Origin of the sequence: Methylobacterium sp. Leaf89, from assembly GCF_001422215.1 — a bacterium.
Classification (GTDB): domain Bacteria; phylum Pseudomonadota; class Alphaproteobacteria; order Rhizobiales; family Beijerinckiaceae; genus Methylobacterium.
The window spans coordinates 166,399-189,272 of record NZ_LMML01000003.1; the positions used below are offsets into that span (position 1 = coordinate 166,399).

Genomic DNA, 22,874 nt, shown 5'->3' on the forward strand with positions numbered 1-22,874 from the left:
GTCTTTGAACGCAATGCTCGGTCGGAGCAACGCCCCTGCCGGCGCTGGGGCCGAACGGGGCCAAGTCCTGCGCCGCCGCCGGGCGGCGCCCCTGCGACGTCCGCGTGACCCGGTCAGGTCCCGCCGCGGTAGCAGCGGATCTCGGCCTCGGCCTGGGCCCGGCGCAGGTCGGCCACCTGATCGTCGAAGACCTTGGTCGACTTGAACTGGGCCGTGCGCTGGCCGATGCCCTGGCGCAGGGACAGCACGGTGCTGGCCTGGACATACTTGTCGTAGGGCAGCAGCGAGGCGAGGGCATCCAGGGAGCAGGAGCAGCGCGACAAGGATTCGCGCGACTGGCCGTTCGCCGCCATGCAGCCGAAGATGTAGTCGGCCCGGGCCTCCGTGGGGTAGTCGTTCTCGGACTCGGCCGCGGTCGCCGCACCCGCCAGGAAGGCCGCGGCGCAGGCGCCGGCGGCGAGGTGCGGGAGCCGCTTAACCAGCGTTCGGATCATAGCTCAGGTTCTCCTGCAGGAGTTCGCCGCCCTCGGCGTTCTTGGAGCTCGCCTCGATCGAGACGAGCTCGCCCGGCACGGCCGCGGACGTGACGAAGGTGTATTTCAGGTTCTCGAAGCCGCGCATGCGCTCCTTCATCTTGTCGTCGAGGAAGGGCTGAGTTTCGATGCGCCAGGCGTCGACCTTCTGGCCCTTGTAGTCGATCTGCATCGGCGTCACGGTGGCGTTGTCGCGCAGGCCCTTGCGGATGGCGTTCTTGATGTAGCGCGGATTGGCCATCAGCACGCGGGCGAGATCCATGAGATGGTGCTCCAGGAAGAGCGTCATCACCGGGTTGCCGGGCATGTCCTCGAACGGGCCGGCCGGGAAACGGTTGGCCCCGGAGAACATCTCCACGCGGATGTTGCGGTTCTCCGCAGCGTTGCCGGGCTCGATCCCGAGCTTGATCGTGTCGTTCAGCGGCGGTCCGAACGGGCCCTTCGAGATGCCGCTGCGGCGCAGGTAATCGTAGGTCAGCTTCGACCCGGGCGGGACGTTCTTCATCTGCGGCTGCTCGAAGAGCAGGTCCGAGGCGTCGGGCGTCGTCGCGGTGCTGGCCTTTGTCACGGCGGACGCGTCGGGCGTCGCCGGTGGCGCGGGGGTGGTCGGCGGGGTCTGGGCGAGGGCGGGTGCGCCGGCGAGCATCAGCAGCGCGGCGAGTGTGACGGGCTTCAAAGCGGCGCTTCCTCATTCAGCGGCGGACGCACATTGGGCTGCACGTTACTGCCGATGGTCCGGTAGATGTAGTCGGGCGGGATCTCGGCCGCCTCCTCGGCGGCGAGGCCCCGCACCTTGGCGTGGAGCGGCGAGAGCGAGCAGGCCGGATCGGTGGCCGCCGCATCCCCGGCGAGAGCCAGGGCCTGGCAGCGGCAGCCGCCCCAGTCCTTCTCGCGCCGGTCGCAGGAGCGACAGGGCTCCTGCATCCAGTCCGTGCCGCGATAGGCCGTGAAGGCCGGCGCGTTCGCCCAGATGTCGCCGAGCGAATGGTCGGACACGTACCAGAATTCGAGGTTCGGGATCGTCTCGGCCGCGTGGCAGGGAAGCACCTTGCCCTGCGGCGTCACGTTCATGAGCTTGCGCCCCCAGCCGCCGGCGCAGGCCTTGGGGTATTTCGCGTAGTAGTCCGGCACCACGAGGTCGATGACGAGCTGGCCCTTCAGGCGCTCGCGGGCGGCCTCGACGATGCGGATCGAGCGGTCGACCTCCGCTTTATTCGGCATCAGGGCGGCGCGATTCACGTAGGCCCAGCCGTAATACTGGGTGTGGGCCACCTCCAGGCGCTTGGCCCCGAGCTTTACCGCGAGATCGATGAAGCCCTCGACCTCGTGGATGTTGCCCCGGTGGATCACCGAGTTCAGCGTCAGCGGCAGGCCGAGCTGGGTCACCCGCTCGGCGAAGGCGAGTTTCTGCGGCTGGGCGTTCTTGAGGCCGCCGATCTTCTCGGCATTGGCCGCGTCGACGCCCTGCACCGAGAGCTGCACGTGGTCGAGGCCGGCCTCGTAGAGCGCGTCGAGCTTCTGCAGGGCGCCCCCGACGCCGGAGGTGATGAGGTTGGAATACAGGCCGAGTTTCGCGCAGGTCGCGGTGATCTCGACGATGTCGTTGCGCGCCGTCGGCTCACCGCCCGAGAGGTGGACGTGCAGCACGCCGAGGCCCGCCGCCTCCGTCAGCACCCGCTGCCACGTGGCGGTGTCGAGCTCGCCCGAGCGCCGGTCGAGCTCGAGCGGGTTCGAGCAGTAGGGACAGCGCAGGGGGCAGCGATGGGTGAGCTCCGCCAGGAGTCCGACCGGTGCCGGCAGGGTGGGGACGTTCGGCGTGATCGCGTTCATCGCTCCAGGACCCGTTTCGTGGCCAGATCGTTCAGCATCACGAGGATGTCGGCCTCGATCACGGCGGGGTCCGCCGTGAATTTCTCGCCCAGCAGGGCGGCGATGGCGCGCACGCTGCGCTGCCCGTCGACCAGTTCGAGGACCGCCACCGCGTTGGCGTCGAGGTCGAAGGTGCGCTCGGGCGCCAGGAGGACGTGCTGGTTGCGCACGGCATCGTGGCGCAGTCGCACGCCCCGGGGCAGGCGCGGCACGTCGTGCGCCGCGAGGGTGCCGGTCCCGGCCGCCTGCGCCACGGCGGGCTCGGGGACGAGCCCCGTGCCGGGCGTCCAGGCGTCGGGCGGGGTCAGGCCGGGGGCCACGTAGGCGAAGTAGAGGGCGTCGAGCTGGGTCCAGAGCACATTGCACTTGAAGGTCAGGGCGTCCATCGCCTGGCGCTGCAGGGCCGGCGTGGTGGCGTGCTCCTTGACGTACGCGATGGCGAAGTCGGCGTCGCGCGGAGCCTGGGTCAGGCGCTTGTCGAAATAGGCCAGCGTGTCCTTGGTGATGAAGTCGTAGTTCTTCAGCATCCCGGCCACCCGCTCCGAGATGATGGTCGGCGAGAACATCTCGGTGAGCGAGGAGGCGATGGCCTCCAGCAGCGAGCGCTCCTTCACGAAGTGCACGTAGGCATCCACCGAGAACCGGGTCGCCGACAGGATGCCTTGCGTCGATTCCACGTAGTCGCGGGCAAAGCCCACGCCCTCGGCGAGCTTGAGCCAGCGCTCGATGCCGCCGTCGCCGGGGGCGTCGCCGTCGTGGTCGACGATGCGCTGGCGCCAGACCCGGCGCAGGGACGCGTCGGTCATGCGCGCGAGGACGGCGGCGTCCTTCACCGGGATCATCGCCTGATAATAGTAGCGGTTCAGCGCCCAGGCCCGGACCTGATCCTTGCTGAGCTTGCCGTCGTGCAGGAGTCGGTGGAACGGGTGCAGGTTGTGGTAGCGGCGCGCGCCGATGTCGCGCAGGGCCGCTTCCAGCTCCTCCGGCGAGAGCAGGCGCTGGGCCTCATCGGTCTTCGGGGTCGGGAAGGGCGCGGTCATGGCGTGGCTCGCGGATCAGCGTGGAGCGGTTTTAGGAACTTTTCTTATCAATCGCGCCGCGCCCCGTGAAGGCCGCGGGCGCGCCGACGCAATTCAATCGGACACAATGTATGTCGTCGGCACTAAACTGCCAGATGGACGCCTCACGAAAGAGTCAGCGTCAAACCGTCATGGGCCACGGTCCAGCCCGCAGCCTCGACCTGGCGCCGCGCCTCGGAGCCCTCGACCAGCACCGGGTTGGTGTTGTTGATGTGGACGAAAACCCGGCGGCCGATCGCGACGTCGGACAGGGCCGCGATGGAGCCGCCCTCGCCGGTCATCGGCACGTGGCCCATGCGCCAGCCGGTCTTGGTGCCGACGCCGGCGCGGATCATGTCGTCGTCGAGGAGCACGGTCCCGTCGAAGAGCAGGCCGTCGACCCCGCCGATGCGGGCCTTCAGGTCCTCGGTGACGCGGGCGCAGCCGGGAATGTAGGCGAGGCGCCGCCCGCCGGACTCGATCATCGCGCCCACCGTGGTCTCGGTCTCGGCGCCGATCTGCAGGGTCTCGTCCTCCAGCCAGAGGGGCACCTTGCCGGGCACCGCGAACAGGGTGACGTGCAGGCCCGGCACCGGCTCGAAGCGCCGGTCGAGGGCGATCGGCTCGCGGGCGACGACGCCCGTGGCCATCACGTCGAACACCCGGTTGGCGTTGACGGAGTCGAGGATGCCGGCGGTGCCGTAGAGGGTGAAGGGCTGGCCCTCGCGCAGGGTCAGCAGGCCGGCGACGTGGTCGACGTCGCCGTTGGTCAGCAGCACGGCCTGGATCGGCGAGTGCCGCAGCCCCGTACGCGGGTGCATCGCCGGATTGTCGAACAGCTGCTGGCGGAGATCGGGGGAGGCGTTCACCAGGAGCCAGCGCTCTCCATCGGGGGAGACGGCGATGCTCGACTGGGTCCGCGGCCTGACGCGGGTCTCGTCCTCACGGGCAAGGGAGCAGATCGGGCAGCGGCAATTCCACTGGGGAAGGCCGCCGCCCGCGGCCGAACCGAGGATCACGACATGCATGGTGGAACCGACGCTGCCTTCGGACCCTCGGGTTCGATTAAACTCAGTTGAAGGTGTCGATCTCAGCCGACTCGTAGCTGGTGACTTCCATGCCGACGCAGATCTCGGAAACGATGGGGGCAGCCCAGGTCATGGTGTTTCTCCTGAAGGTTTCTTCTGAACGTCAGCAGCATCCCGATCGCCTCTAAGAAGATCGTAAGACACTGACGGCGCAGAGATTTCTGTCGCCGCGCTGGTATCGACAATTTGGCCCGGCAGTTCAAGCGCTAAATTGCCGGTTCCTCCCGTCCACCCCCGCGAATCCGGTGTCGGCGTTAACGCGGCATGCCCGTTTCAGTGCCGGAAATCCTGTCCCTTCAGGTCCAGCATGAAGCCCCGGCCCCGCACCGTGACGATGACCGGGCCGCCGAGGCGGACGAAGTCGGACAGCTTGGTCCGCAGGTAACCCACGTAGACATCGACGACATTCAGGGAGAGGCCGCCCTGGCCGGCCCAAAGCTTGTCGAAGATGTCGCCCCGCGAGACCGGGTGGTTGGCGTTGTCCATCAGCAGGGCGAGGAGCTCGGCCTCGCGGGGGGTGAGGCGCGCCGTCGCATCCGCGAATCCGACCTGACGGACGGTCAGGTCGAGCATCAGCTTGCCGGCGGTGACCAGGGTGCGGGGCTCCTCCGAGGCCTTGCGGCGCAGGAGGTGGGTCTGGAGGCGGGCCAGGAGCTCGTCGAAGACGAAGGGCTTCACGATGTAGTCATCGGCCCCGAGCGCCAGCCCCTCGGCGCGGTCGCGGACCTCGTCCCGGGCGGAGAGGAAGAGTATCGGCCCCGGATAGCCGCCCTCGCGCAGGGAGCGGCAGACATCGTGGCCGGAGCCGTCCGGCAGGGTGATGTCGAGAACCACCGCCTCGGGCGCCTCGGCGCGGGCGGCCGCGAGGGCGTCGTCGACCCGTCCGGCGACGCCGACGGAGAAGCCCTCCGCCTCCAGGCCGCGGGCGAGCATGGCGCGAATGTCGCTGTCATCCTCGACGATCAGTACGCGCGTCATGCCACGGTCTCCTGGGCGCCCGTCGGGTGAGGCGAGGGGGGATGCTCGGCGTCGCTGGGGGACAGCGCGGGCAGATCGAGGGCCACCTGCGCACCGCGCCCGCCCGGACCCGCCCCGAGGCGGATCGTGCCATCATGCCGCTCCACGACCCAGCGCGCCAGGGCCAGACCGATGCCGAAGCCGGCCTCTCCCGTGGGGCTGTCGCGGCGGAAGCGCTCGAACAGGCCGTCGCCGAGGTCGGGGAAGCCGGGCCCGTCGTCGGTGATCGTCACCACCGCGTGCCCCCCCTCCGCCCGCGCCAGGGCGACCACCACCCGGGTGAGCCCGGTGGCGTGGCGCAGGGCGTTGTCGATCAGGCTCTCGACCACCTGGCGCAGCCATTCCCGGTCGGCGAGCAGCATCGGGTCGGCCTCGACCAGAGCGAGGCTCAGCGCCACGCGGCGGCGGGCGGCCTCGGAGCCCATGCCGTCGACGGCGTCGGCGAGGATCTCCCCCGCGCCCACCGGGCGGCGGTCGAGCTCGATCTGCCCCGATTCGGAGCGGGCGACGCGCAGCAGGTCCTCGACCCGGCGCTTCAGGCGCAGGGCGCGCTTGCGGATGGTGGCGAAGACCGGGGTGACGTCGGTCTGGCGCCCGGCCGAGCGGGCCGCGATGTCACATTCGCCCAGGATGACCGTGAGGGGCGTGCGCAGCTCGTGGCTGACATCGGCGAAGAAGCGCCGGCGCGAGCGGTCCACCGCCTCCAGGCGGGCATTGGCGGCGCGCAGATCGAGGGTGCGGGCCGCCACCGTGTCCTCCAGGGCGGCCCGGTCGGCCGCGAGCCGGCCCTCGCGCCGGGCGAGGCGGGCGGCCATGCGGTTGAAGTTCGCCACGAGCAGGCCGAGCTCGTCGCGGGTCGCCACCGACAGGCGGGTGTCGAGCTCGCCCCGGCCCACGGCGCCGGCGGCGCGGCGCACCGCCTCGATCCGGGCCAGCACGGGACGGGTCACCGCCCGGTAGAGCAGGAGCACGAGGGCGAGCGCCCCCGCCACGGCGGCCAGCGACGCGACCCGCAGGGTGCCGGAGAGCGCGCGCGCCGCGTCCGAGCCGGCGATCATCGAGCGCCGCTCCACCTCGATCAGGAAGGAGAGCGGTTGCCCGGTCATGGCACCGAAGCCGTTCAGGGCGCCCCGGATCGCCGCCCGGCGCGACTCGTCCTCCGACTGGCGCAGCACCTGGGTCACCTGCCGGTCGAGGACGGCGCGGGCCGCGCGCAGCTGGGCGAGGGGCCGGGTGCGGGCGGCGTACTGGGTGCGGTCGAGGGGGTCGTCACTCGACGCGATGGAGCGCCCCAGGGCCTCGTCCACCGCCACCAGGGCGCGGTCGACATGGGCGCGCGCCACCGCGAGTCCCTCCGGCTGCGCATCCGGGTTGCTCACCGCCTCCAGGGCGGCGAGCCCGTACTGGGTCATGCGCCCGGAGAGTTCGACCAGAAGTTCGAGGCGCCCCTGGGCCGCCAGCGTCCGGTCGATGGTACGCTCGGCGGCGCCGATCGAGGCGAGGACGCCGAGGGCCGCCAGGACCACGAGGAGCGCGGTGCCGCCGAGCAGGAGCGCGAACCGGACCTTCAGCGAGCGCATGGTCGTGCCGACATCGTCTTGCCCGATCGTCCTGCCAAACCGTCTTGCGCAATCGTCCCGACGTGTTTCTCGGGCCTTGACCAGGACGGCCACCCGGACTGCACTGCATTCCGCGTTTGCCTGATCATCCCGTCTGCTCCGACGACCTTGCGATCAACATCGGGCGCGCATGCTCTGTAGGCTCAGGGCCGGTTCGGTTGCAAGCGTTGCCGCGCGGCGGGCGCGGGGCGCGCGCCCCTGATCGCGGGCGCCCCGCTTACAGGTCGCGCGGCTGGCTGCCCCGGACGGCGCAGCGCCACCGCGTCACCTGCCATTCCGGGTGCTCCGCCTGCCACTTGGCGATGGCGCTCTGGGAGTTGCGCAGGCAGATGTTCGGGCTGCGCGCCTCGAACGAGAGGTCGATCTTGTCCTCGCGGCACTGCGAGGGCTGCGACAGGAGGCAGATCGAGAGCAGGATGAGCATGAGGAGGCCGGGTTCGCGCTGGGGACAAGCGGGACACCGGCACTATGGTACCGCCCGCGGACCCAGAAAATTGTCCGATCGGGAGGATTGTGCAAGTCCGGAGGGTCATCGGCCCGGCATCGAGGGCCGCCCCTCCGGGGCCGAGACGGTGGGCCCGGCCCTCCAATTCGCCGTGGGCGCGCCCGAAAGAGCCGGAAACGGCCTCAGGCCGCCACCCAGAGCTCGCCCTTGCCGAGGGTGGCGAGGTCGCCGGAGTAGCGCGTCAGGGCCCCGGCGGCGAGATCCGCGTGGGCTGGGCTGAGGGGGCGCAGCGAGCGGGCCAGGAGGCGCAGGAACACGAGATCGTGCGTGCCGGTCTCGACGAAGCTCGGGGACAGGGCCCCGACGGCGCCGGCCAGGAGGGTGCCCCGGCGCATGCCGTAGCCCGGATGGTCGCCCAGACTCGTCGCCGCGATGGTGCCGGCGATCATCCGCGCGCCCGCATGGGCGCCCGCCCGGCCGACCAGGATCAGGCCACGCCGCATGCGGTCGCCGAGATAGTCGCCGGCGCTGCCGCGGATCACCAGGGTGGCGCCGTCGAGGCCGGCCTTGGCGGCGTAGACCGCGCCGCCGGCATGGTCGCCGGCATCGCCCTCGATCGTGATCGTGCCGCCGGTGGCACCCGAGCCCGCGAAGGGACCGGCCGACCCCGTGACCGTCACCGAGCCGCCGGCCATGCCTTCGCCGAGGCGCTGCCCGACATCGCCGGTGACCCGGATGCGGCCGCCGCTGAGCGATGCGCCGACCCGGTCGAGGCGCGACGAGCCCCCCTCGATGACGAGGCCGTCGGAACCGTCGAGGGACAGCGTGAAGCAATCGCCGAGCGTCAGGCCGCGCCGGCTCGTGCCGACGGGGAGCTTGCCCGCCTCGGCCTCGGTCAGGCCGCTGAGCGCGAGCGGGGTGACGTGCCGGAAATCGAGCCGCTCCGGCGGCTCCTGGCGCAGGGTGAGGGTACTCATGCCGCTCCAGCCTCGCTGCCCGGCTCCTTCGAGAGCAGGTTCTTCAGATGATAATGGTGGCGGCCGAGATTGCCGCCGTAATTGCCGGCCGTGACGGCCACGAGCCCGTGCGCCGCCCCCGCTTCGGTCGCCGCATGCAGGGCCGCGCGCATGGATTCGGCCACCGCGTCGGAGGTGAGCGCGTCGATGACGATTTCCAGCACGACGCCGACCTCGGCCGAGAGCTCGGTGCCGGCCCGGCCCTTGAGGGTCGGGCAATAGGCGTCGTTGGTCGAGGCCATCATGCCCTTGGTGCGCGCGCCCACCTTCGAGCCGGAGCGGACGATGCCGCCCGGGAAGGGCAGGATCGCGCCGGAGACCGCGCGGGCGGCCTCCACGGCGATCTCAGCGACCTTCAGGGTGTCGGCGTGCTTGCGCCCGAGGAACAGCAGGTTGCCGCCGCCGACCGCGCCGTCCACCGCGCGGACGAAGTCCTCGCACAGGAACTCGCCGTCCATGACGGGGATGCGCCAGTAGCGCCGGGCCTTTCCGGTGACCGGGTCGGTCAGGCGCTTGGCCACCGCGAAGCCGTCGCCGAAGTAGCGGATCGCGCCGCCGAGCTTGATCTTCGTGGGGCCGTCCACGCCGGCGTAGCAGGCGGTGCCCGGGCAGGTGAGGATGCACTGGCCGACCCGCTTGAGGAGCTGGTCCTTGAGGCCGTTCGGCTCGAAGCCGAACAGCAGCACGCGCACGCCGGGGCGCCCGTCCGGGGTCTCCTCGGGGGAGAGCTCGCAGTCGATCCCGGCCTCGGCGCCGCAGCCGATCACCGAGGTGGCGAAGCCCGTCATCACGGTGGCGGCGATCATCGCCCACTTGGCCGTGTCGTTGGTGATGATGATCGCCGTTCCGGCGACGTCGAACGCCTCCGCGAAGGTGTCGATCACCGGAATGCCGTTGAGGGTGAGGTCCGTCATCTCAGTCACCCGTCCCCACGCGACGCATCTTTCTCACGACCGACATGCGACCTCCGCGAACACGTCCGGCTTCGGGAAGGCCTCGTCCGGCACCGCGAAGCTCTTCAGGCCGGTGCCGAAGCGGTCCTGCAGGTAGGTCTCGGAGCGGGCCACCATCGCCTTGTCGGACTCGACGGCGAGTTCCAGGGTGCGGCCCGAGCGCCAGGCCACCACCTCGCCGTCCTCCACGATGGTCTCGCCGTCCTTGAGCACCAGCTTGGCGCGGGCGAACATGGCCGTGCGGTCGGGGTCGTCGCGGTAGATCGCGACGTCGGCCCGGGCGCCCTCGCGCAGGTGGCCGCGATCGGCAAGCCCGAGGAGCTTGGCGGGACCCGAGCGCGTCAGCTGGGCGATCTCCGAGAAGCTGTACTCGCGCTCGATGGCGCAGAGGCCGGAGCGCTCGGCGATCACCTTGTGCAGGGAGGATATCTCGCGGTCGCGCTCCTCCTTGTCCATCAGGAAGTGGATAATGCGCGGGTAGTCGGTGAAGGGACCGCCGTTCGGATGGTCGGTGGTCAGGATGGTGCGCTCCGGCTCCTTGGACAGGAGCATGAGCTCGAGGCCGATCGCCCATTGCAGGGAGCTCACGGCGCCGCGCGGCTTGTAGAGGAACGGCACCACGCCGCCGCCCTCCGCGTCGCCCGCGGTGACGATCCACTTCTTCGGGTTGGCGCCCTTGCGACCGGCGAACTGGCGCAGGATGTCGAGGGAGATCGTCACGGTCTGGCCGAAGGCGACCTGGCCGACGTCGTAGGTGGCGTTGGGGTGCGCCTCCATGGCCTCGGTGATGCGCTCGGCCGCCGAGCGGAAGCCGCCCGTGAGGGGGTTCTCGGGGTCGGCGACGCCGTAGCCGTAGAACTGGGCATGGGCGAAGTGGATGCGCCGCCCCTCCGCCGCCTCCAGGGTGTCCACGAAGGACTCGTCGGCGCCCGGGATGCCGAGGTTGTTGCAGTGGACGTGCAGCGGGTGCGGCACGCCGATCTCCTCGACCGCGTCGAGGAGGGCGCCCATGATCTTGCGGGTGGAGAGGCCGTAGACCGGGATCTCGTCGTCGAGGCTGAGCTTCAGCATCCCGTCCTTGAAGGCCGAGGCGCCGCCCGCGTTGATGCACTTGACGCCGAGGCCCCGCGAGGTCGCCACCGAGAGGGCGACGAGGTCGCGCACCGCCGCCTTGCCCTCGCGCGCCCGCAGGAGCTGGAGCAGGTGGTCGTCGTTGCCCATCACCGTCAGGGCGCCGCGGTCGAGCAGCGGGATGTCGGCGAGCTCGAGCTGGGTGGCGAGCGCGTTGGCGGGCGGCATCGCCGGCTCGACCGCCAGGGTGTAGCCCATCCGGGCGTAGTTCGCGCCGATCCAGGCGGCCGAGCCGCCCGCATGCGCGAACGGATGGCCCTCGGGCGCAGCCTCGCTGGCGTAGAGTTCGGGCAGCAGCAGGCGGCTCATCACCACGTTGCCGCCGGCGATGTGCGAATGGACCTCGACGCCGCCCGCCATCACCACGCAGCCGGTGGCGTCGACGGTGCGGTCGGGCGCGCGGTCGGAGACGGGCACGACGCGCCCGTTCTCGATCCAGACCTCGCCGACCGCGTCGCGGCCGGCCGTCGGGTCGACGACCCGGCCTCCGTGAATCCGGATCAGCATGCGGCGGCCTTCTTCTGCATGAGGCGGTGTTGAAGTCGATCGTGGATGGCGGTGAGGATGCCGGCCGCGCTCAGCTCGGCGGTCGGGCCGGGGGCCGGCGCGTAGGTGATCGCCGCCCGGCGCTCGTCCCACAGGCTGCCGCCGGCGCTCTCGCCGGGAACGCCCACGGCGAAGACCACGTCGGCGACGTCGCCGCCGGCCTCCGGGCTGCCGACGCCCACGATGGCGACGCTGGGGAGGGTGCCGAGCCAGTCGGGGCGCGGGGCGGGCAGGGAGGCGAGCCACAGGGCGGCGTCCGCCTCGCCGGCGGCGATCTGGCGGGCGCTGTCGAAGCGCCAGGGATCGTGCTCGGGCACGTGCCGGCCGAAACCGACGCGGGGGGCCTGGCCGGTGGTCCAGGCGGCGAGCTGCAGGAGGGCACGGCCCTGGAACGGATCGGCGAGGGGCAGGCCGAAGAAGCGCGTGACCTCGTTGAGGTCCTTGATCATGCCCTGGAGCATCTCGACGCCCAGTTCGCCGATCTCGGCCGGGTCGTACAGCACGACGCCGTACTGCGCGGCGGCGAGGCGCCGGGCCAGGTCGGCATAGGCCGCCTCGCCGCCGAGGTTGCCCTTCAGGAAGGCGCGCAGATGCGCGACCGAGACGGCGAGGCCGCCGACCTCTGCCGGATAGGCTACGTGTCGGGTGGCGCCGTTGCGCGGGCCGCCCAGGGACAGGATCACCCGCTCGGAACCGGCGGCGCGGCCCCGCGTCGCCTGCGTGCCGGCGATGTCCTGGACGATGGGGCGGTCCCAGGGGGCGTTGCCCACGATGAGGACCGCATCGGCCCGGCCGACGGCCTCGGCGGGCGTCGTCGTCATGGCCCCGCTGCGGCTGAGCGATCCGAGCTCGGCATAGAGGCTCGGGCCAGCCACGGGATCGACGGAGGCACCGAGGGCGTCGGCGAGATGGTAGGCGGCGCGCACCGCGCTCAACTCGGCGCAGAGCCCCGCCAGGACAACATTCTGCGCTGAAGCGAGGAGCGTGGCGGCGGCCTCCACCGCCGCGTCCGCGTCCGTCGCACCACCCTTCACCCAGGCCGCCATGCGTTGCACCTTGGAAAATCGAGGGCCCGGCGCGCGCCGTATTCGGCGTCGCGCACGGCGGGACTGAGCCAGTCCGTGTCGTTGGGGCGGCACGTTTGCATCGCCGCCGCCCCCCAGGCAACCCCCCTGAACCGCGTCGGGCGAATCAGACGCCCGGCACCGCGGCGGGAGATTTGTCCGATGCGCTTGCGACGGGTCGGCGCTCCGTGGGAGAAGCCGGCGGCGCGGGATCGGCGGCCCGCGGGGGCACGAGGCCGTTCGGAGCGGGGAGGACGGGGCACGATGGAGGGGATCGACGTGATGCGGATCCCGAGCGGGCCGGGCGGACCCGGCGCCGGCCTTCGCGTGCACGCCCCGGCCCGCCTGCATTTCGGTTTCCTCGACCTGCATGGCGGCCTCGGCCGGCGCTTCGGCAGCATCGGCCTCGCCCTCGACGCCCCCGCCGTGACCCTGACCGCCCGTCCGGCCGAGCGCCTCGACGTGACCGGGCCGGAGGCACGCCGGGCCGCCGCCTACGCGCTGGCGGCCGCGGGCCACCTCGGCATCGCCGGTCACGCCGCACTGACCATCGAATCGGCGATCCCCGCCCATGCGGGCTTCGGCTCCGGCACGCAGCTGGCGCTCAGCGTGGCGGCCGCGCTGGCTGGCCTGGCCGGGCGGCCCTTCGCGCCAGAGGATTTCGCCGACGCCCTCGACCGGGGGAACCGCTCGGGGGTCGGCCTCGCGGCCTTCACCCAGGGGGGCCTCATCGTCGATGGCGGCCGCGACCCCGACGGCAACCCGCCGCCGGTGATCGCCCGCCTGGCCTATCCGGAGGCCTGGCGCGTGGTGCTGATCCTCGACACCGAGATGACCGGCGTCCACGGCACCCGCGAGGTCGCGGCCTTCCGCGACCTGCCGCGTTTCCCGGAGGCGCAGGCGGCCGAGATCTGCCGCATCGTGCTGATGCAGGTGCTGCCGGCCGCGGTCACGGCCGAGCCGGAGGGGTTCGGCGCCGGCATCACCCGGATCCAGCAGCTCATCGGCGACCACTTCGCGCCCCACCAGGGCGGGCGCTTCGCCAGCCCCGCCGTGGCCGCGGCGCTCGCCGCCGTCGCCGACCTCGGACTCGCCGGCTACGGCCAGAGCTCCTGGGGGCCCACCGGCTTCGCCCTGGTGCCCTCGGAGGCCGAGGCCCGCGCCCTCGTGGGCATGCTGGAGCGGCCGGGTCCCCTCAGGTTCCTGATCGCCCGGGGACGCAACACCGGCGCGTCGGTCACCGCGCTTTAAGACGAATCCCGCTAGAGCCGAGCTTCCGCCCACCCGAACCCGGCGGGCTTTGACAATTCGACGCCTCCGCGCACGATCGGGCCGCGTCACAGCACGAAGGGAGTCCGACGATGGCCCGCTCGATCCTGCACATGATCACGCCCCTGAAGCACATGAGCCCGTTCGACGTGAACATGGCGGTGGATGCGGGCTTCGAGACGATCGCGACCTACACCAACGCCACGCTCGCGGACGTGACGACCCTGGTCCAGGACTCGATCTTCTCGCGCAGCCCCCAGGACGGCGTCCGCACCGGCATCTTCATCGGCGGCAAGAACGCCGAGGACGCCCTCGACATGGTCGACCGGGCCAAGAAGGCCCTGGTGCCGCCCTTCGCCAACCACATCTTCGCCGACCCCGCCGGCTCCTTCACCACCGGCGCCGCGATGGTGGCCGAGGTGACCCGCGCCCTGAAATCGAAGTTCGACACCGGCCTCGAGGGCAAGCGCATCGTGATCTTCGGCGGGGCCGGCGTCGTCGCCTATGTCGCGGCCGTGATCGGCGCCCTCCACGGCGCCAACGCGGTGATCGTCGGCCACGACGGCGAGGAGCGGGTCAGCAAGATCGCCAACACCATGCGCTGGCGCTTCGGCGTCGAGGTCGAGGCCGTGGACGGCTCCACCGTCGCCGCGCGCCGCGCCGCGATCGGCAAGGCCGACGTGATCCTCTCGGCCGGCCCGGCCGGCATCCCGATCCTCACGGCGGAGGATCTTGAATCCGCCCCGAACCTGCTCGTGGCCTCCGACGTCAACGCCGTGCCGCCCGCCGGCATCGCCGGGATCGACGTCAACGCCATCGACGTGCCCCTGCCCACGGGCCGGGGCGTCGGCATCGGCGCGCTGGCGGTCGGCAACGTCAAGTACCAGACCGAATCCCGCCTGTTCCGCCGCATGCTCGAATCCCACGAGCCCCTCTGCCTCGATTTTCGCGATGCCTACACCCTGGCGGTCGAGGTGGCGGGCTGAGGGCGGCCCACCCGGGGCTGGGCCCCGGACAGACCCTCCTCGTCGCCGCCCAGTCCGGCCGCGCCCTGGCTCAGGCGGCCCGGCGGGCGGGCCTGCGGCCCCTCGTCCTCGACCTGTTCGGCGATGCCGACACGCAGGCGCTGGCCGAGGGGTACCGCCAGGCCGAGGGCCGCTTCGGGGCCGGGCTTGCGGGTGATGCCCTCGTCGCCCGCTTGGACGAACTCGCGTCCCTGGGATCGGAAAAGCCCCTCGGCATCGTGCTGGGCAGCGGCTTCGAGGCGGCGCCCGCGCTGATGCGGGCCATCGCGAGCCGCTACCGTCTCCTCGGCGCCGGCCCGGATTGCGTCGGTGCGCTGAAGGACCCGGCCACCTTCGCGGCCCTGTGCCGGGCGCACGGCGTGCCGCACCCGGCCGTAACCCGCGCCCCCGTGCCGGATCGGTCCGCCTGGCTCCTCAAGCGGGCCGGGGGCTCGGGCGGCACCCACATCCGCCGGGCGACCGCCGGTGCGGCGCCGCCCGGCGCCTACTTTCAGGCCCGGGTGCCAGGCCGCGCCGTCGCAATCTCGGTCCTGGCTGCCGGCGGCGCCGTCCGAGTCGTGGGCGTGACCGAGCAATGGTGCGCCCCGTCTCCCCTGCACCCCTTCCGCTATGCCGGCGCTCTGGAACGGGGCCGCCACGAACCACCGATCCTCGAGCCACGTCTGCAGGCGGACATCGTCGCGGGCGTGACCCGCCTCGCGGCGGCGACCGGCCTCGCCGGCCTCGCCAGCGCCGACTGCCTCGTCGACGGCGAGGCCTGGTGGCTGACCGAGATCAATCCCCGCCCGGGGGCGACCCTCGACGTGCTCGACCGGCGCGCGACACCCCTGCTCGGCCTGCATATCGCCGCGAGCCTCGGCCGCCTCGGCGATCCGGAACCCGCACCGGTGGATGCGGCGGCGTCCGAAATCTGCTACGCGGCCAGCGGCTACGCGCCGATGCCGCCGATCACCTGGCCGGATTTCGTGCGCGACCGCCCAAGACCCGGCACCACGGTGGCGCGCCACGCGCCCCTGTGCACCCTGTTCGCCACAGGGCCGGACTCGGCCGCCACGAGAGCGATGTTGCGAGGCCGGGCCGCCGAATTGCGGATCCAGCTCGCCCTGACGGAGGGACACCCATGACCACGAGCCCGAGCGGCGCGAAATTCCCGTTTCCGAGCGTCAACGCTCTGACCGCTCCCCTGGTGGAGCGGCTGGTCGCCGATGCCGAGGCCCTGCGCCTGTCCGTGACCACCGAGAACGGCGCACGCATGATCGATGCCGGCGCCACCGTGCGCGGCTCCATCGAGGCCGGCCGCCGCATCGCCGAGATCTGTCTCGGCGGCCTCGGCACCGTCTCGATCGCGCCGTCCGGCCCGATCGCGTCCTGGCCCTACTCGGTGATCGTGCACGCCGCCGATCCGGTCATCGCCTGCCTCGGCAGCCAGTATGCCGGCTGGTCGCTGGCCGACGAGACCGGGGATTCGGGCTTCTTCGCCCTCGGCTCCGGCCCCGGCCGCGCCGTCGCGGCGGTGGAGGACCTCTACGGCGAGCTCGGTTACAAGGACACCGCGCAGCGGACCGCCCTGGTGCTGGAAGCCGCCGGCGGCCCGCCGGCCTCCGTCATCGCCAAGGTGGCCGAGGCCACCGGCCTCAGCCCCGAGCAGCTCACCTTCATCTACGCCCCAACCCAGAGCCTGGCCGGCTCGACCCAGGTCGTCGCCCGCGTCCTCGAGGTGGCCCTGCACAAGGCCCACACGGTCGGCTTCGACCTGCACACGATCGTGGACGGCATCGGTTCCGCGCCGCTCTCGCCGCCGCACCCGGACTTCATCCAGGCCATGGGCCGCACCAACGACGCCATCATCTACGGCGGCCGGGTGCAGCTCTTCGTCGAGGCCGACGAGGCCGACGCCCGGCAGCTCGCCGAGCAGATCCCCTCGTCGAACTCCGCCGACCACGGCGCGCCCTTCGCCGACATCTTCTCCCGGGTGAACGGCGACTTCTACAAGATCGACGGCGCCCTCTTCAGCCCGGCCGAGGTCATCGTCACCTCGGTCACCACCGGCAAGAGTTTTCGCGGTGGCAAGCTGATGCCGGAGCTGGTCGAGGCCTCGTTCCGCTGAGCGGACGTGCAAGAACCCTCCCCCCCTCTGCGGGGGAGGGTACCTGCGGAGCAGGCGGGAGAGGGGGCGACGTATCCGGATATGGCGCTCCCCTCATCCGACCCGCTGACGCGGGCCACCTTCTCCCGCAGGGGGGAGAGGGAACCGACGTTGAGGTTGTGAGAAAGCATGCGGATCGGGCTCGCGGCCGATAACGGCAACTGGCACAAGGCACGCCTGAGGGCCGCCCTCGAACAGCTCGGCGCCGCGCCGGTGCTGTTCTCCATGGCCGACGTCGCAGTGGTGACGGGGGGCCCCGAGCCCCTGCGGGTGCCCGGCTTCGAGACCCTGCCGGACGGCGTCCTCCTGCGCACCATCGCGGGGGGCACCTTCGAGGCGACCACCATGCGCCTGGGCGTGCTGCACGCCCTGGTGGCCAGCGGCACGACCGTGTGGAATTCCCCGAGCGCGATCGAGCGCTCCGTCGACAAGGCCATGACGAGCCTGCTCATCGACCGGGCCGGCCTGCCGACGCCGGAGACCTACGTGCTCTCGAAGCGGGACGCCGCCGCCGCGGTCGTGGCCCGGGAGGCGCGCCCCGGCCGGCCCCTGGTGCTGAAGCCGCTGTTCGGCTCGCAGGGCGAGGGCCTCCAGCTGATCGAGCGCCCCGAGGACCTGCCAGACGAGGAGGCGGTGTCCCGGGTCTACTACCTGCAGCGCTACATCGCCCGCACCGACGGGCTGTGGCGCGACTACCGGGTCTTCGTCTGCGAGGGCCGCGCCATCGCGGGCATGATCCGCGAGGGCGACGGCTGGATCACCAACGTCCATCGCGGGGGCCGGCCGCTGCCCTGGACGATGCCGCCCGCCGCGGCCGAGCTCGCCGAGCGCGCCGCCGCGGCGGTCGGCGTCGACTATTCCGGAATCGACCTCGTCGAGGACGGGCAGGGGGGCTACCTCGTGCTGGAGGTGAACTCGATGCCGGCCTGGTCCGGGCTGCAGCAGGTCACCGAGGTCGACATCGCCCTCGCCGTCGCCCGCGGCTTCCTCAACGCCGTGCGGGCCGCCCGTCCGCCCCGCCTCGTCTCGGCCCTCGGATGATGGCACCCGGGACCGTCGCCGCCGCCTACCGCGCGAGCTGCCTCGACGAGCTCGACGCCCTGAAGCCCGGCAACGTCCACGCCTTCGCCGACGGCCACCGCATGGCGGTGGCGGATTTCGTGACGAGCGCCGAGGTCTCGGCTCCGGCCCTGGCCGAGGCGGGCGCGCCGGCCGGCCGGCGGGTGCTCCGGGCCGTCGAGGCGACGATGGACCGCGTCGGCCAGAACACCAATCTCGGCATCCTGCTCCTCTGCGCGCCCCTCGCCCGGGCGGCGGAGAGCGCCCCTCCGCTGCGGGCCGCCCTCGCCACCGTGCTCGACGGCTTCGACGCCGCCGATGCCCGCGACGTCTTCGCGGCGATCCGCCGGGCCAATCCGGGCGGCCTCGGCCGGGCCGAGCGCTACGACGTCACCGATTCGCAGGGTCCCGATCCACAAGGCCCCGCCTCGCTTCGGGCCGCCATGGCGGAGGCCGCCCCGCGCGACGCCATCGCGCGGGCCTACGTGACGGGCTTCGCCGATCTGTTCGCCATCGGCCTGCCGGCCCTGGCCGCGGCCCGGGCGCGGGGTCTCGCCCCTCCCTGGTGCACCACCGCCCTGTATCTCGCCTATCTCGCCCGGGTGCCCGACAGCCACGTGGCGCGCAAGCACGGCCCCGACCGGGCGGAGGCCCTGCGGGCCGAGGCCGAGGCGCTGCTCGCCCTCGATCTCGCCGCGGCCCCCATGGACGCCCTCCTCGACCGGGACCGCGCCTGGAAGGCGGCCCGACTTAATCCGGGCACCAGCGCGGACTTCACGGTGGCGACGCTGTTCCTCGATCGCCTCCTCCGGGCCGAAGCCTGAATCCGGCCGATCGACCGGGATTTCACGGCCTCTCGGGAAGGTTCCGTCCACCGATGAATAAATTGCCAAGCCGACCGGGCTGCGCAGGGTTGTTCCCGGCCGGACCCCAGAGTAGGGTCCGCGCCGCGATCCGGGCTAACCGGTCCGGTCCCTCGATGGACTGGACGCCGTGAACAAGGATAGCTGCCGGCCGCCCCCTGAGCTCGGGAGCGGCCACGTCTTTTCAAGACTTTGGGAGAAACCCCACATGGCGAAGATCAACAAGGTTCTGGTCGGCGAAGCCCTCGTCGGCGATGGCAACGAAGTCGCCCACATCGATCTGATCATCGGACCGCGCGGTTCGCCGGCCGAGGCCGCTTTCTGCAACGGCCTCGTGAACAACAAGCACGGCTTCACCAGCCTGCTCGCGGTCATCGCGCCGAACCTGCCCTGCAAGCCCAACACCCTGATGTTCAATAAGGTCACCATCAACGACGCCCGTCAGGCCGTCCAGATGTTCGGCCCTGCCCAGCACGGTGTCGCCAAGGCCGTTCAGGATTGCGTGGCCGAGGGCACGATTCCCGCCGATGAGGCCGACGACCTGTTCATCCTGGTCGGCGTGTTCATTCACTGGGAAGCGGCCGACGACGCCAAGATCCAGAAGTACAACTACGACGCCGTGAAGCTCTCCATCGAGCGCGCCGTCAAGGGCGAGCCCACCGCTGCCGTCGTCACCGAGCAGCGCAACTCCGCGTCGCACCCCTTCGCGTCGAACGCTTAGATCGGGGGCAGTCCTGGGCAGAGCGCGCCTCCGCCCGCACCGCGGGGCCTGCTCCAGCGACTGGCTTCCATCTTCCTCGGACGATGAACATGAGACGGGGCGGCCTTCGGGCCGCCCCTCTTTTTTGGGCGCGCCCTCAGCCGCGCAGCGTCCCGTCATGGATGGCGGAGGCCACGAGGGCGCCGGCCACGCCGCGGCGGCGCAGGACCTCCACATCCGCCGGGCCCCGCACACCGCCCGCCGCGTAGAGGCGCGTCGCCGGGCTCGACGCCGCCACCGCCGCCAGACGGTCGAGGTCCGGCCCCGCCCCGACGCCGATCCGCCCGAGGGTCATCACGATGACGTCGCGCGGCCAGTGGGCCGGCGTGTCGTGCAGGCTGGACGGCCCGAGGCGCTCGCCCTCCCGCGTATCGAGCGAGAACACGGCACGCTCCCCCAGGGCGCGCACGAGCCCTTCGTCGGCCTGGCTCTCGCTGCCGATCACCGGCCGGCCGAGACCGGTCGCCAGGAAGGCCTCGACCCCGGCCGGCCCGGAAAATCCCGCATCGACCCAGAGGGTGATGCCGGGGCAGGCGGCCGCGATCGCGGCGAGGCTCGCCCGGTCGGGGGCCGCGCTGTCGACGATCGCGTCGAGGTCGGCCACGTAGAGGATGCGGGCCGGCACCGCCGCCAGGAGCCCGCGGGCGACGTCCGCCGGCGCCGACCCCTTTGCCAAGGGCGTCACGATCGGGGCATAGGAAGCACGGTCTCCGGCCCGCGCCCGCACCACCGCTCCGTGGCGCAGGTCGAGCACCGGAATGATCTCGAATTCGTCCGCCATCCGGCTTTCTCCCGTGTTCAGGCCCGCCCGTGACCCCACAGACTCCATCCCCTGACACGCCGGTGATCGGCTGGGATCTCGGCGGGGTCCATGTCAAGGCGGCCCTGGTCCGCGACGGCCGCGTCGCGGCCGTGGTGCAGGCGCCCTGCCGCCTCTGGCGGGGGCTTCCCGCCCTCGACGAGACCCTGGCGCAGTTGCCCGACTGGGCGCGGGACACGGCCGATCACGTCGTCACCATGACGGGGGAACTCACCGACTGCTTCGCCGGCCGCACCGACGGCGTGCGGCAGATTTCCGCCTGGGCCGAGGCGACCCTCACCGGCCGGGTGCGGATCTATGCCGGCCGGTCCGGCCTCCTCGCCCCCGAAGCCGCCGCGGCGCACGCCGCCGACATCGCCTCGGCGAACTGGCACGCCACCGCCGCCCTGATCGGCCGCCACGTCGCCGACGGGCTCCTCGTCGATATCGGCTCCACCACGGCCGACTTGATCCCGATCGCCGCCGGGGTTCCGGTGGCGGCCGGCTACAGCGACGCCGAGCGCCTGGAGACGGGGGAACTCGTCTATACCGGGGTGGTGCGCTCGCATCTCGTGGCGCTGGCCGACCACGCCCCGTTCCGGGGCCGGCGCACCGGTCTGATGGCCGAGACCTTCGCCACGGCCGCCGACATCCATCGCATCCTCGGCGACCTGCCGGAGGGCGCCGACCAGCAGCACAGCGTCGACCTCAAGGGCAAGTCGATTCCCGAGAGCGAGACCCGCCTCGCCCGCATCGTCGGCCGCGACCGCGACGAGGGCAGCGCCGCCGAGTGGCGCGCCCTGGCGGCCCATTTCGCAGAACGTCAGCTTCGGCTGCTGCACGATGCGGCGGCCCTGGTGCTCTCGCATCGGCCCCTGCCGGACGCGGCGCCCGTGGTGGCGTGCGGCGCCGGCCGCTTCCTCGCCGAACGCCTGGCCGCGCGCCTCGGACGGCCGGTCGTCGCCTTCACCGACCTGATCGCCGGCCGCCTCGCCGAGGCCGGGGCCGACTGGGCCTCCACCTGCGGCCCCGCCGTCGCCGTGGCGCTGCTGGCCGCCGATCCGTCCTGATCCCCTGGAGAGACCCCGCGCATGAGCACGCCGCAGAAACTCGCCCGCATCCTCGCCACCCGCTCCGGCGGCGGCATCGAGCTCGCCCTCGCCACCGAAACCGGCCAGACCGTGCGGGTGCTGGCGACGCAGGACCAGATCGACATGCTGGTGGACGAGCTGGAGGACATCCTCAACTCGCCCGAGGAGCCCGACGCCCCGGAGCCGCCCGCGGCGGCCTGAGGGGCAGGGGGTCGCAGGCTCTCGCGGTCGGAGCTTGATGCCCGGTCCCATCCGTTTGCCACCCCAGAAGCTTCGCTTCGCGCCAGCTTGGTGGAGGATAGGCTACGTTTGGGTGGGGTGGTTTCCGCAGGTCCGCTTTCGAGTGGCTGCGGCATCAGAGCCGACGTCGAAATAGCGTTAGCCCAGGCCACGACGCGGAGGCATCTTGGGCTGATGCAGGAAGCGTCTCGGTTCCGAGCCGGGACGCTTCGCCTGCCGGCTTAGTCGCTGAACCCGGCGAGGACGACCTTGCCCCTCGCCTTCCCGCTCTCGACGAGCGCGTGGGCGCGTGCCAGGTTGGAGGCGTTGATCGGACCGAAGGTCTCGCTCAACGTCGTGTGCAGCCGTCCCGCATCGATCAGGCGGGCGATCTCGGTCAGGATCGCGTGCTGTCGTTCCATGTCGGCGGTCTGGAACAGCGAGCGGGTGAACATCAGCTCCCAATGCAGCGACAGGCTCTTGGGCTTGAGCGGCATCACGTCCAGGGTCTCGGGGTCGTCGATCGGGCCGAGGCGTCCTTGCGGCGCGAGGAGCTCGATGATCTGCGGGAGATGCGCACCGGTCTGCGTGGTCGCGAATACGAACCCGGGCTCGCCGGGAAGACCGAGCGCCGCGACCTCGGCGGCGAGGGGCTTCGCATGGTCGATCACGTGGTGGGCCCCGAGGTCCCGGCACCATTGCGCCGTCTCCGGGCGCGACGCCGTGGCGATCACGGTGAGATCCGTGAGCTGCCGGGCGAGCTGAATCGCGATCGAGCCGACACCGCCGGCGCCGCCGACGATTAGGATCGCCGGTGCGGCACCTGGCACGGGCTTGGCGACGTCGAGCCGGTCGAACAGCATCTCCCAGGCGGTCAGGGCCGTGAGCGGCAGCGCCGCGGCGGCGGCAAAATCGAGGGTGGCCGGCTTGGCACCGACGAGGCGCTCGTCCACGCATTGGAACGCGGCGTTGCTACCCGGCCGGTCGAGCGCTCCGGCATAGAACACCGCATCGCCGGGCTTGAACAGGCGCGCCTCCGGTCCGACGGAGACCACGATCCCGGCCGCATCCCAGCCGAGGATCTTCGGTTCGCAGCCTTGCTTGTAGGCGCCCTGACGCACCTTCGTGTCGATCGGGTTCACCGAGACCGCCTCCACGCGCACGAGGAGGTCGCGTCCGGTTGGAACAGGATCGGGGAAAGTCGTGTCCAGGAGGGCGTCCGGCGCATCGATCCGGGCGCCTTCGGTGTAGGTAACGGCACGCATGAGCATCTCGCAGGATGTGGCGACGGGCGGCTCCGCGCC

The 22,874-nt window shown here is 71.9% G+C and carries 24 protein-coding genes; 9 read left to right on the forward strand and 15 right to left on the reverse strand.

Features of this window, described 5'->3' with window-relative positions:
* Positions 1-113 precede the first annotated feature (113 nt).
* The 13 genes from ASF18_RS01210 to ASF18_RS01270 form a co-directional block, all read right to left on the reverse strand.
* Complete coding sequence (locus ASF18_RS01210; protein WP_156389802.1) at positions 114-482, reverse strand: hypothetical protein; 369 nt, start codon at positions 480-482, stop codon at positions 114-116.
* Complete coding sequence (locus ASF18_RS01215; protein WP_244472515.1) at positions 475-1,209, reverse strand: hypothetical protein; 735 nt, start codon at positions 1,207-1,209, stop codon at positions 475-477. Before ASF18_RS01215 ends, ASF18_RS01210 begins: the two co-directional genes overlap by 8 nt.
* Positions 1,206-2,363 (reverse strand): pyrroloquinoline quinone biosynthesis protein PqqE, encoded by a 1,158-nt coding sequence (gene pqqE / locus ASF18_RS01220; RefSeq protein ID WP_056348602.1) that lies wholly within the window; start codon positions 2,361-2,363, stop codon positions 1,206-1,208. Before pqqE ends, ASF18_RS01215 begins: the two co-directional genes overlap by 4 nt.
* Positions 2,360-3,442, reverse strand: a complete 1,083-nt coding sequence (gene pqqC, locus ASF18_RS01225) for a pyrroloquinoline-quinone synthase PqqC (RefSeq protein ID WP_056220277.1) — start codon at positions 3,440-3,442, stop codon at positions 2,360-2,362. Before pqqC ends, pqqE begins: the two co-directional genes overlap by 4 nt.
* A 143-nt stretch (positions 3,443-3,585) precedes the next feature.
* Entirely contained in the window at positions 3,586-4,488 is a 903-nt protein-coding gene (gene pqqB / locus ASF18_RS01230; protein WP_056348605.1) for a pyrroloquinoline quinone biosynthesis protein PqqB, read from the reverse strand.
* 43 nt (positions 4,489-4,531) lie between these two features.
* Positions 4,532-4,621 carry a pyrroloquinoline quinone precursor peptide PqqA gene (pqqA, locus tag ASF18_RS01235; RefSeq protein ID WP_055889187.1) on the reverse strand — a complete coding sequence of 30 codons (90 nt, stop codon included), beginning with the start codon at positions 4,619-4,621 and terminating at the stop codon, positions 4,532-4,534.
* Positions 4,622-4,821: 200 nt separating this feature from the next.
* Complete coding sequence (locus ASF18_RS01240; protein WP_055951546.1) at positions 4,822-5,526, reverse strand: response regulator transcription factor; 705 nt, start codon at positions 5,524-5,526, stop codon at positions 4,822-4,824.
* On the reverse strand, positions 5,523-7,145 hold the full coding sequence (locus tag ASF18_RS01245) for a HAMP domain-containing sensor histidine kinase (RefSeq protein ID WP_056270609.1): 1,623 nt from the start codon (positions 7,143-7,145) through the stop codon (positions 5,523-5,525). The genes ASF18_RS01240 and ASF18_RS01245 overlap by 4 nt, the downstream gene beginning before the upstream one ends.
* Before the next feature lie 256 nt (positions 7,146-7,401).
* On the reverse strand, positions 7,402-7,608 hold the full coding sequence (locus tag ASF18_RS01250) for a hypothetical protein (RefSeq protein WP_056270611.1): 207 nt from the start codon (positions 7,606-7,608) through the stop codon (positions 7,402-7,404).
* A 203-nt stretch (positions 7,609-7,811) separates the two neighbouring features.
* Complete coding sequence (locus tag ASF18_RS01255; protein ID WP_056348607.1) at positions 7,812-8,606, reverse strand: formylmethanofuran dehydrogenase subunit C; 795 nt, start codon at positions 8,604-8,606, stop codon at positions 7,812-7,814.
* The gene (gene fhcD, locus ASF18_RS01260) at positions 8,603-9,559 is read right to left on the reverse strand and encodes a formylmethanofuran--tetrahydromethanopterin N-formyltransferase (protein ID WP_056220295.1); all 957 of its coding nucleotides are present in this window, start codon (positions 9,557-9,559) and stop codon (positions 8,603-8,605) included. Before fhcD ends, ASF18_RS01255 begins: the two co-directional genes overlap by 4 nt.
* 33 nt (positions 9,560-9,592) lie before the next feature.
* Positions 9,593-11,236, reverse strand: a complete 1,644-nt coding sequence (locus tag ASF18_RS01265) for a formylmethanofuran dehydrogenase subunit A (RefSeq protein ID WP_056348610.1) — start codon at positions 11,234-11,236, stop codon at positions 9,593-9,595.
* Complete coding sequence (locus ASF18_RS01270) at positions 11,230-12,321, reverse strand: hypothetical protein (protein WP_056348613.1); 1,092 nt, start codon at positions 12,319-12,321, stop codon at positions 11,230-11,232. The genes ASF18_RS01265 and ASF18_RS01270 overlap by 7 nt, the downstream gene beginning before the upstream one ends.
* A 282-nt stretch (positions 12,322-12,603) precedes the next feature.
* Between ASF18_RS01270 and ASF18_RS01275 the strand changes: the two genes are divergently transcribed.
* The 7 genes from ASF18_RS01275 (at position 12,604) to fae (ending at position 19,422) form a co-directional block, all read left to right on the forward strand.
* Positions 12,604-13,590, forward strand: coding sequence for a beta-ribofuranosylaminobenzene 5'-phosphate synthase family protein (locus tag ASF18_RS01275; RefSeq protein WP_082486903.1), 987 nt, complete (start codon positions 12,604-12,606; stop codon positions 13,588-13,590).
* A gap of 110 nt (positions 13,591-13,700) precedes the next feature.
* A complete protein-coding gene (locus tag ASF18_RS01280; protein ID WP_056220304.1) occupies positions 13,701-14,594 on the forward strand; it encodes an NAD(P)-dependent methylenetetrahydromethanopterin dehydrogenase in 894 nt (297 codons plus the stop codon).
* Positions 14,595-14,806: 212 nt separating this feature from the next.
* A complete protein-coding gene (locus tag ASF18_RS01285; protein WP_348271385.1) occupies positions 14,807-15,757 on the forward strand; it encodes an ATP-grasp domain-containing protein in 951 nt (316 codons plus the stop codon).
* Positions 15,754-16,740: a methenyltetrahydromethanopterin cyclohydrolase gene (gene mch / locus ASF18_RS01290; protein ID WP_056220310.1), complete on the forward strand. Its 987-nt coding sequence runs from the start codon at positions 15,754-15,756 to the stop codon at positions 16,738-16,740. The genes ASF18_RS01285 and mch overlap by 4 nt, the downstream gene beginning before the upstream one ends.
* Positions 16,741-16,908: 168 nt before the next feature.
* Positions 16,909-17,820 carry a RimK family alpha-L-glutamate ligase gene (locus tag ASF18_RS01295; protein ID WP_056270623.1) on the forward strand — a complete coding sequence of 304 codons (912 nt, stop codon included), beginning with the start codon at positions 16,909-16,911 and terminating at the stop codon, positions 17,818-17,820.
* On the forward strand, positions 17,820-18,662 hold the full coding sequence (locus ASF18_RS01300; protein ID WP_244472516.1) for a triphosphoribosyl-dephospho-CoA synthase: 843 nt from the start codon (positions 17,820-17,822) through the stop codon (positions 18,660-18,662). Before ASF18_RS01295 ends, ASF18_RS01300 begins: the two co-directional genes overlap by 1 nt.
* 247 nt (positions 18,663-18,909) lie before the next feature.
* Positions 18,910-19,422 carry a formaldehyde-activating enzyme gene (gene fae / locus ASF18_RS01305; protein ID WP_056220318.1) on the forward strand — a complete coding sequence of 171 codons (513 nt, stop codon included), beginning with the start codon at positions 18,910-18,912 and terminating at the stop codon, positions 19,420-19,422.
* A gap of 136 nt (positions 19,423-19,558) precedes the next feature.
* Here the strand turns inward: fae and ASF18_RS01310 are convergent, their stop codons facing one another.
* Entirely contained in the window at positions 19,559-20,242 is a 684-nt protein-coding gene (locus ASF18_RS01310) for a HisA/HisF-related TIM barrel protein (protein WP_056348623.1), read from the reverse strand.
* 62 nt (positions 20,243-20,304) lie between these two features.
* Between ASF18_RS01310 and ASF18_RS01315 the strand changes: the two genes are divergently transcribed.
* Both ASF18_RS01315 and ASF18_RS01320 read left to right on the forward strand, forming a co-directional pair.
* Positions 20,305-21,330: a hydantoinase/oxoprolinase family protein gene (locus tag ASF18_RS01315; RefSeq protein WP_244472517.1), complete on the forward strand. Its 1,026-nt coding sequence runs from the start codon at positions 20,305-20,307 to the stop codon at positions 21,328-21,330.
* A gap of 21 nt (positions 21,331-21,351) precedes the next feature.
* Positions 21,352-21,552, forward strand: coding sequence for a hypothetical protein (locus ASF18_RS01320; protein WP_056348629.1), 201 nt, complete (start codon positions 21,352-21,354; stop codon positions 21,550-21,552).
* A 260-nt stretch (positions 21,553-21,812) separates the two neighbouring features.
* On the opposite strand, the gene ASF18_RS01325 is transcribed toward ASF18_RS01320, so the two are convergent.
* The gene (locus ASF18_RS01325; protein WP_056348694.1) at positions 21,813-22,835 is read right to left on the reverse strand and encodes a zinc-binding alcohol dehydrogenase family protein; all 1,023 of its coding nucleotides are present in this window, start codon (positions 22,833-22,835) and stop codon (positions 21,813-21,815) included.
* Positions 22,836-22,874 lie beyond the last annotated feature (39 nt).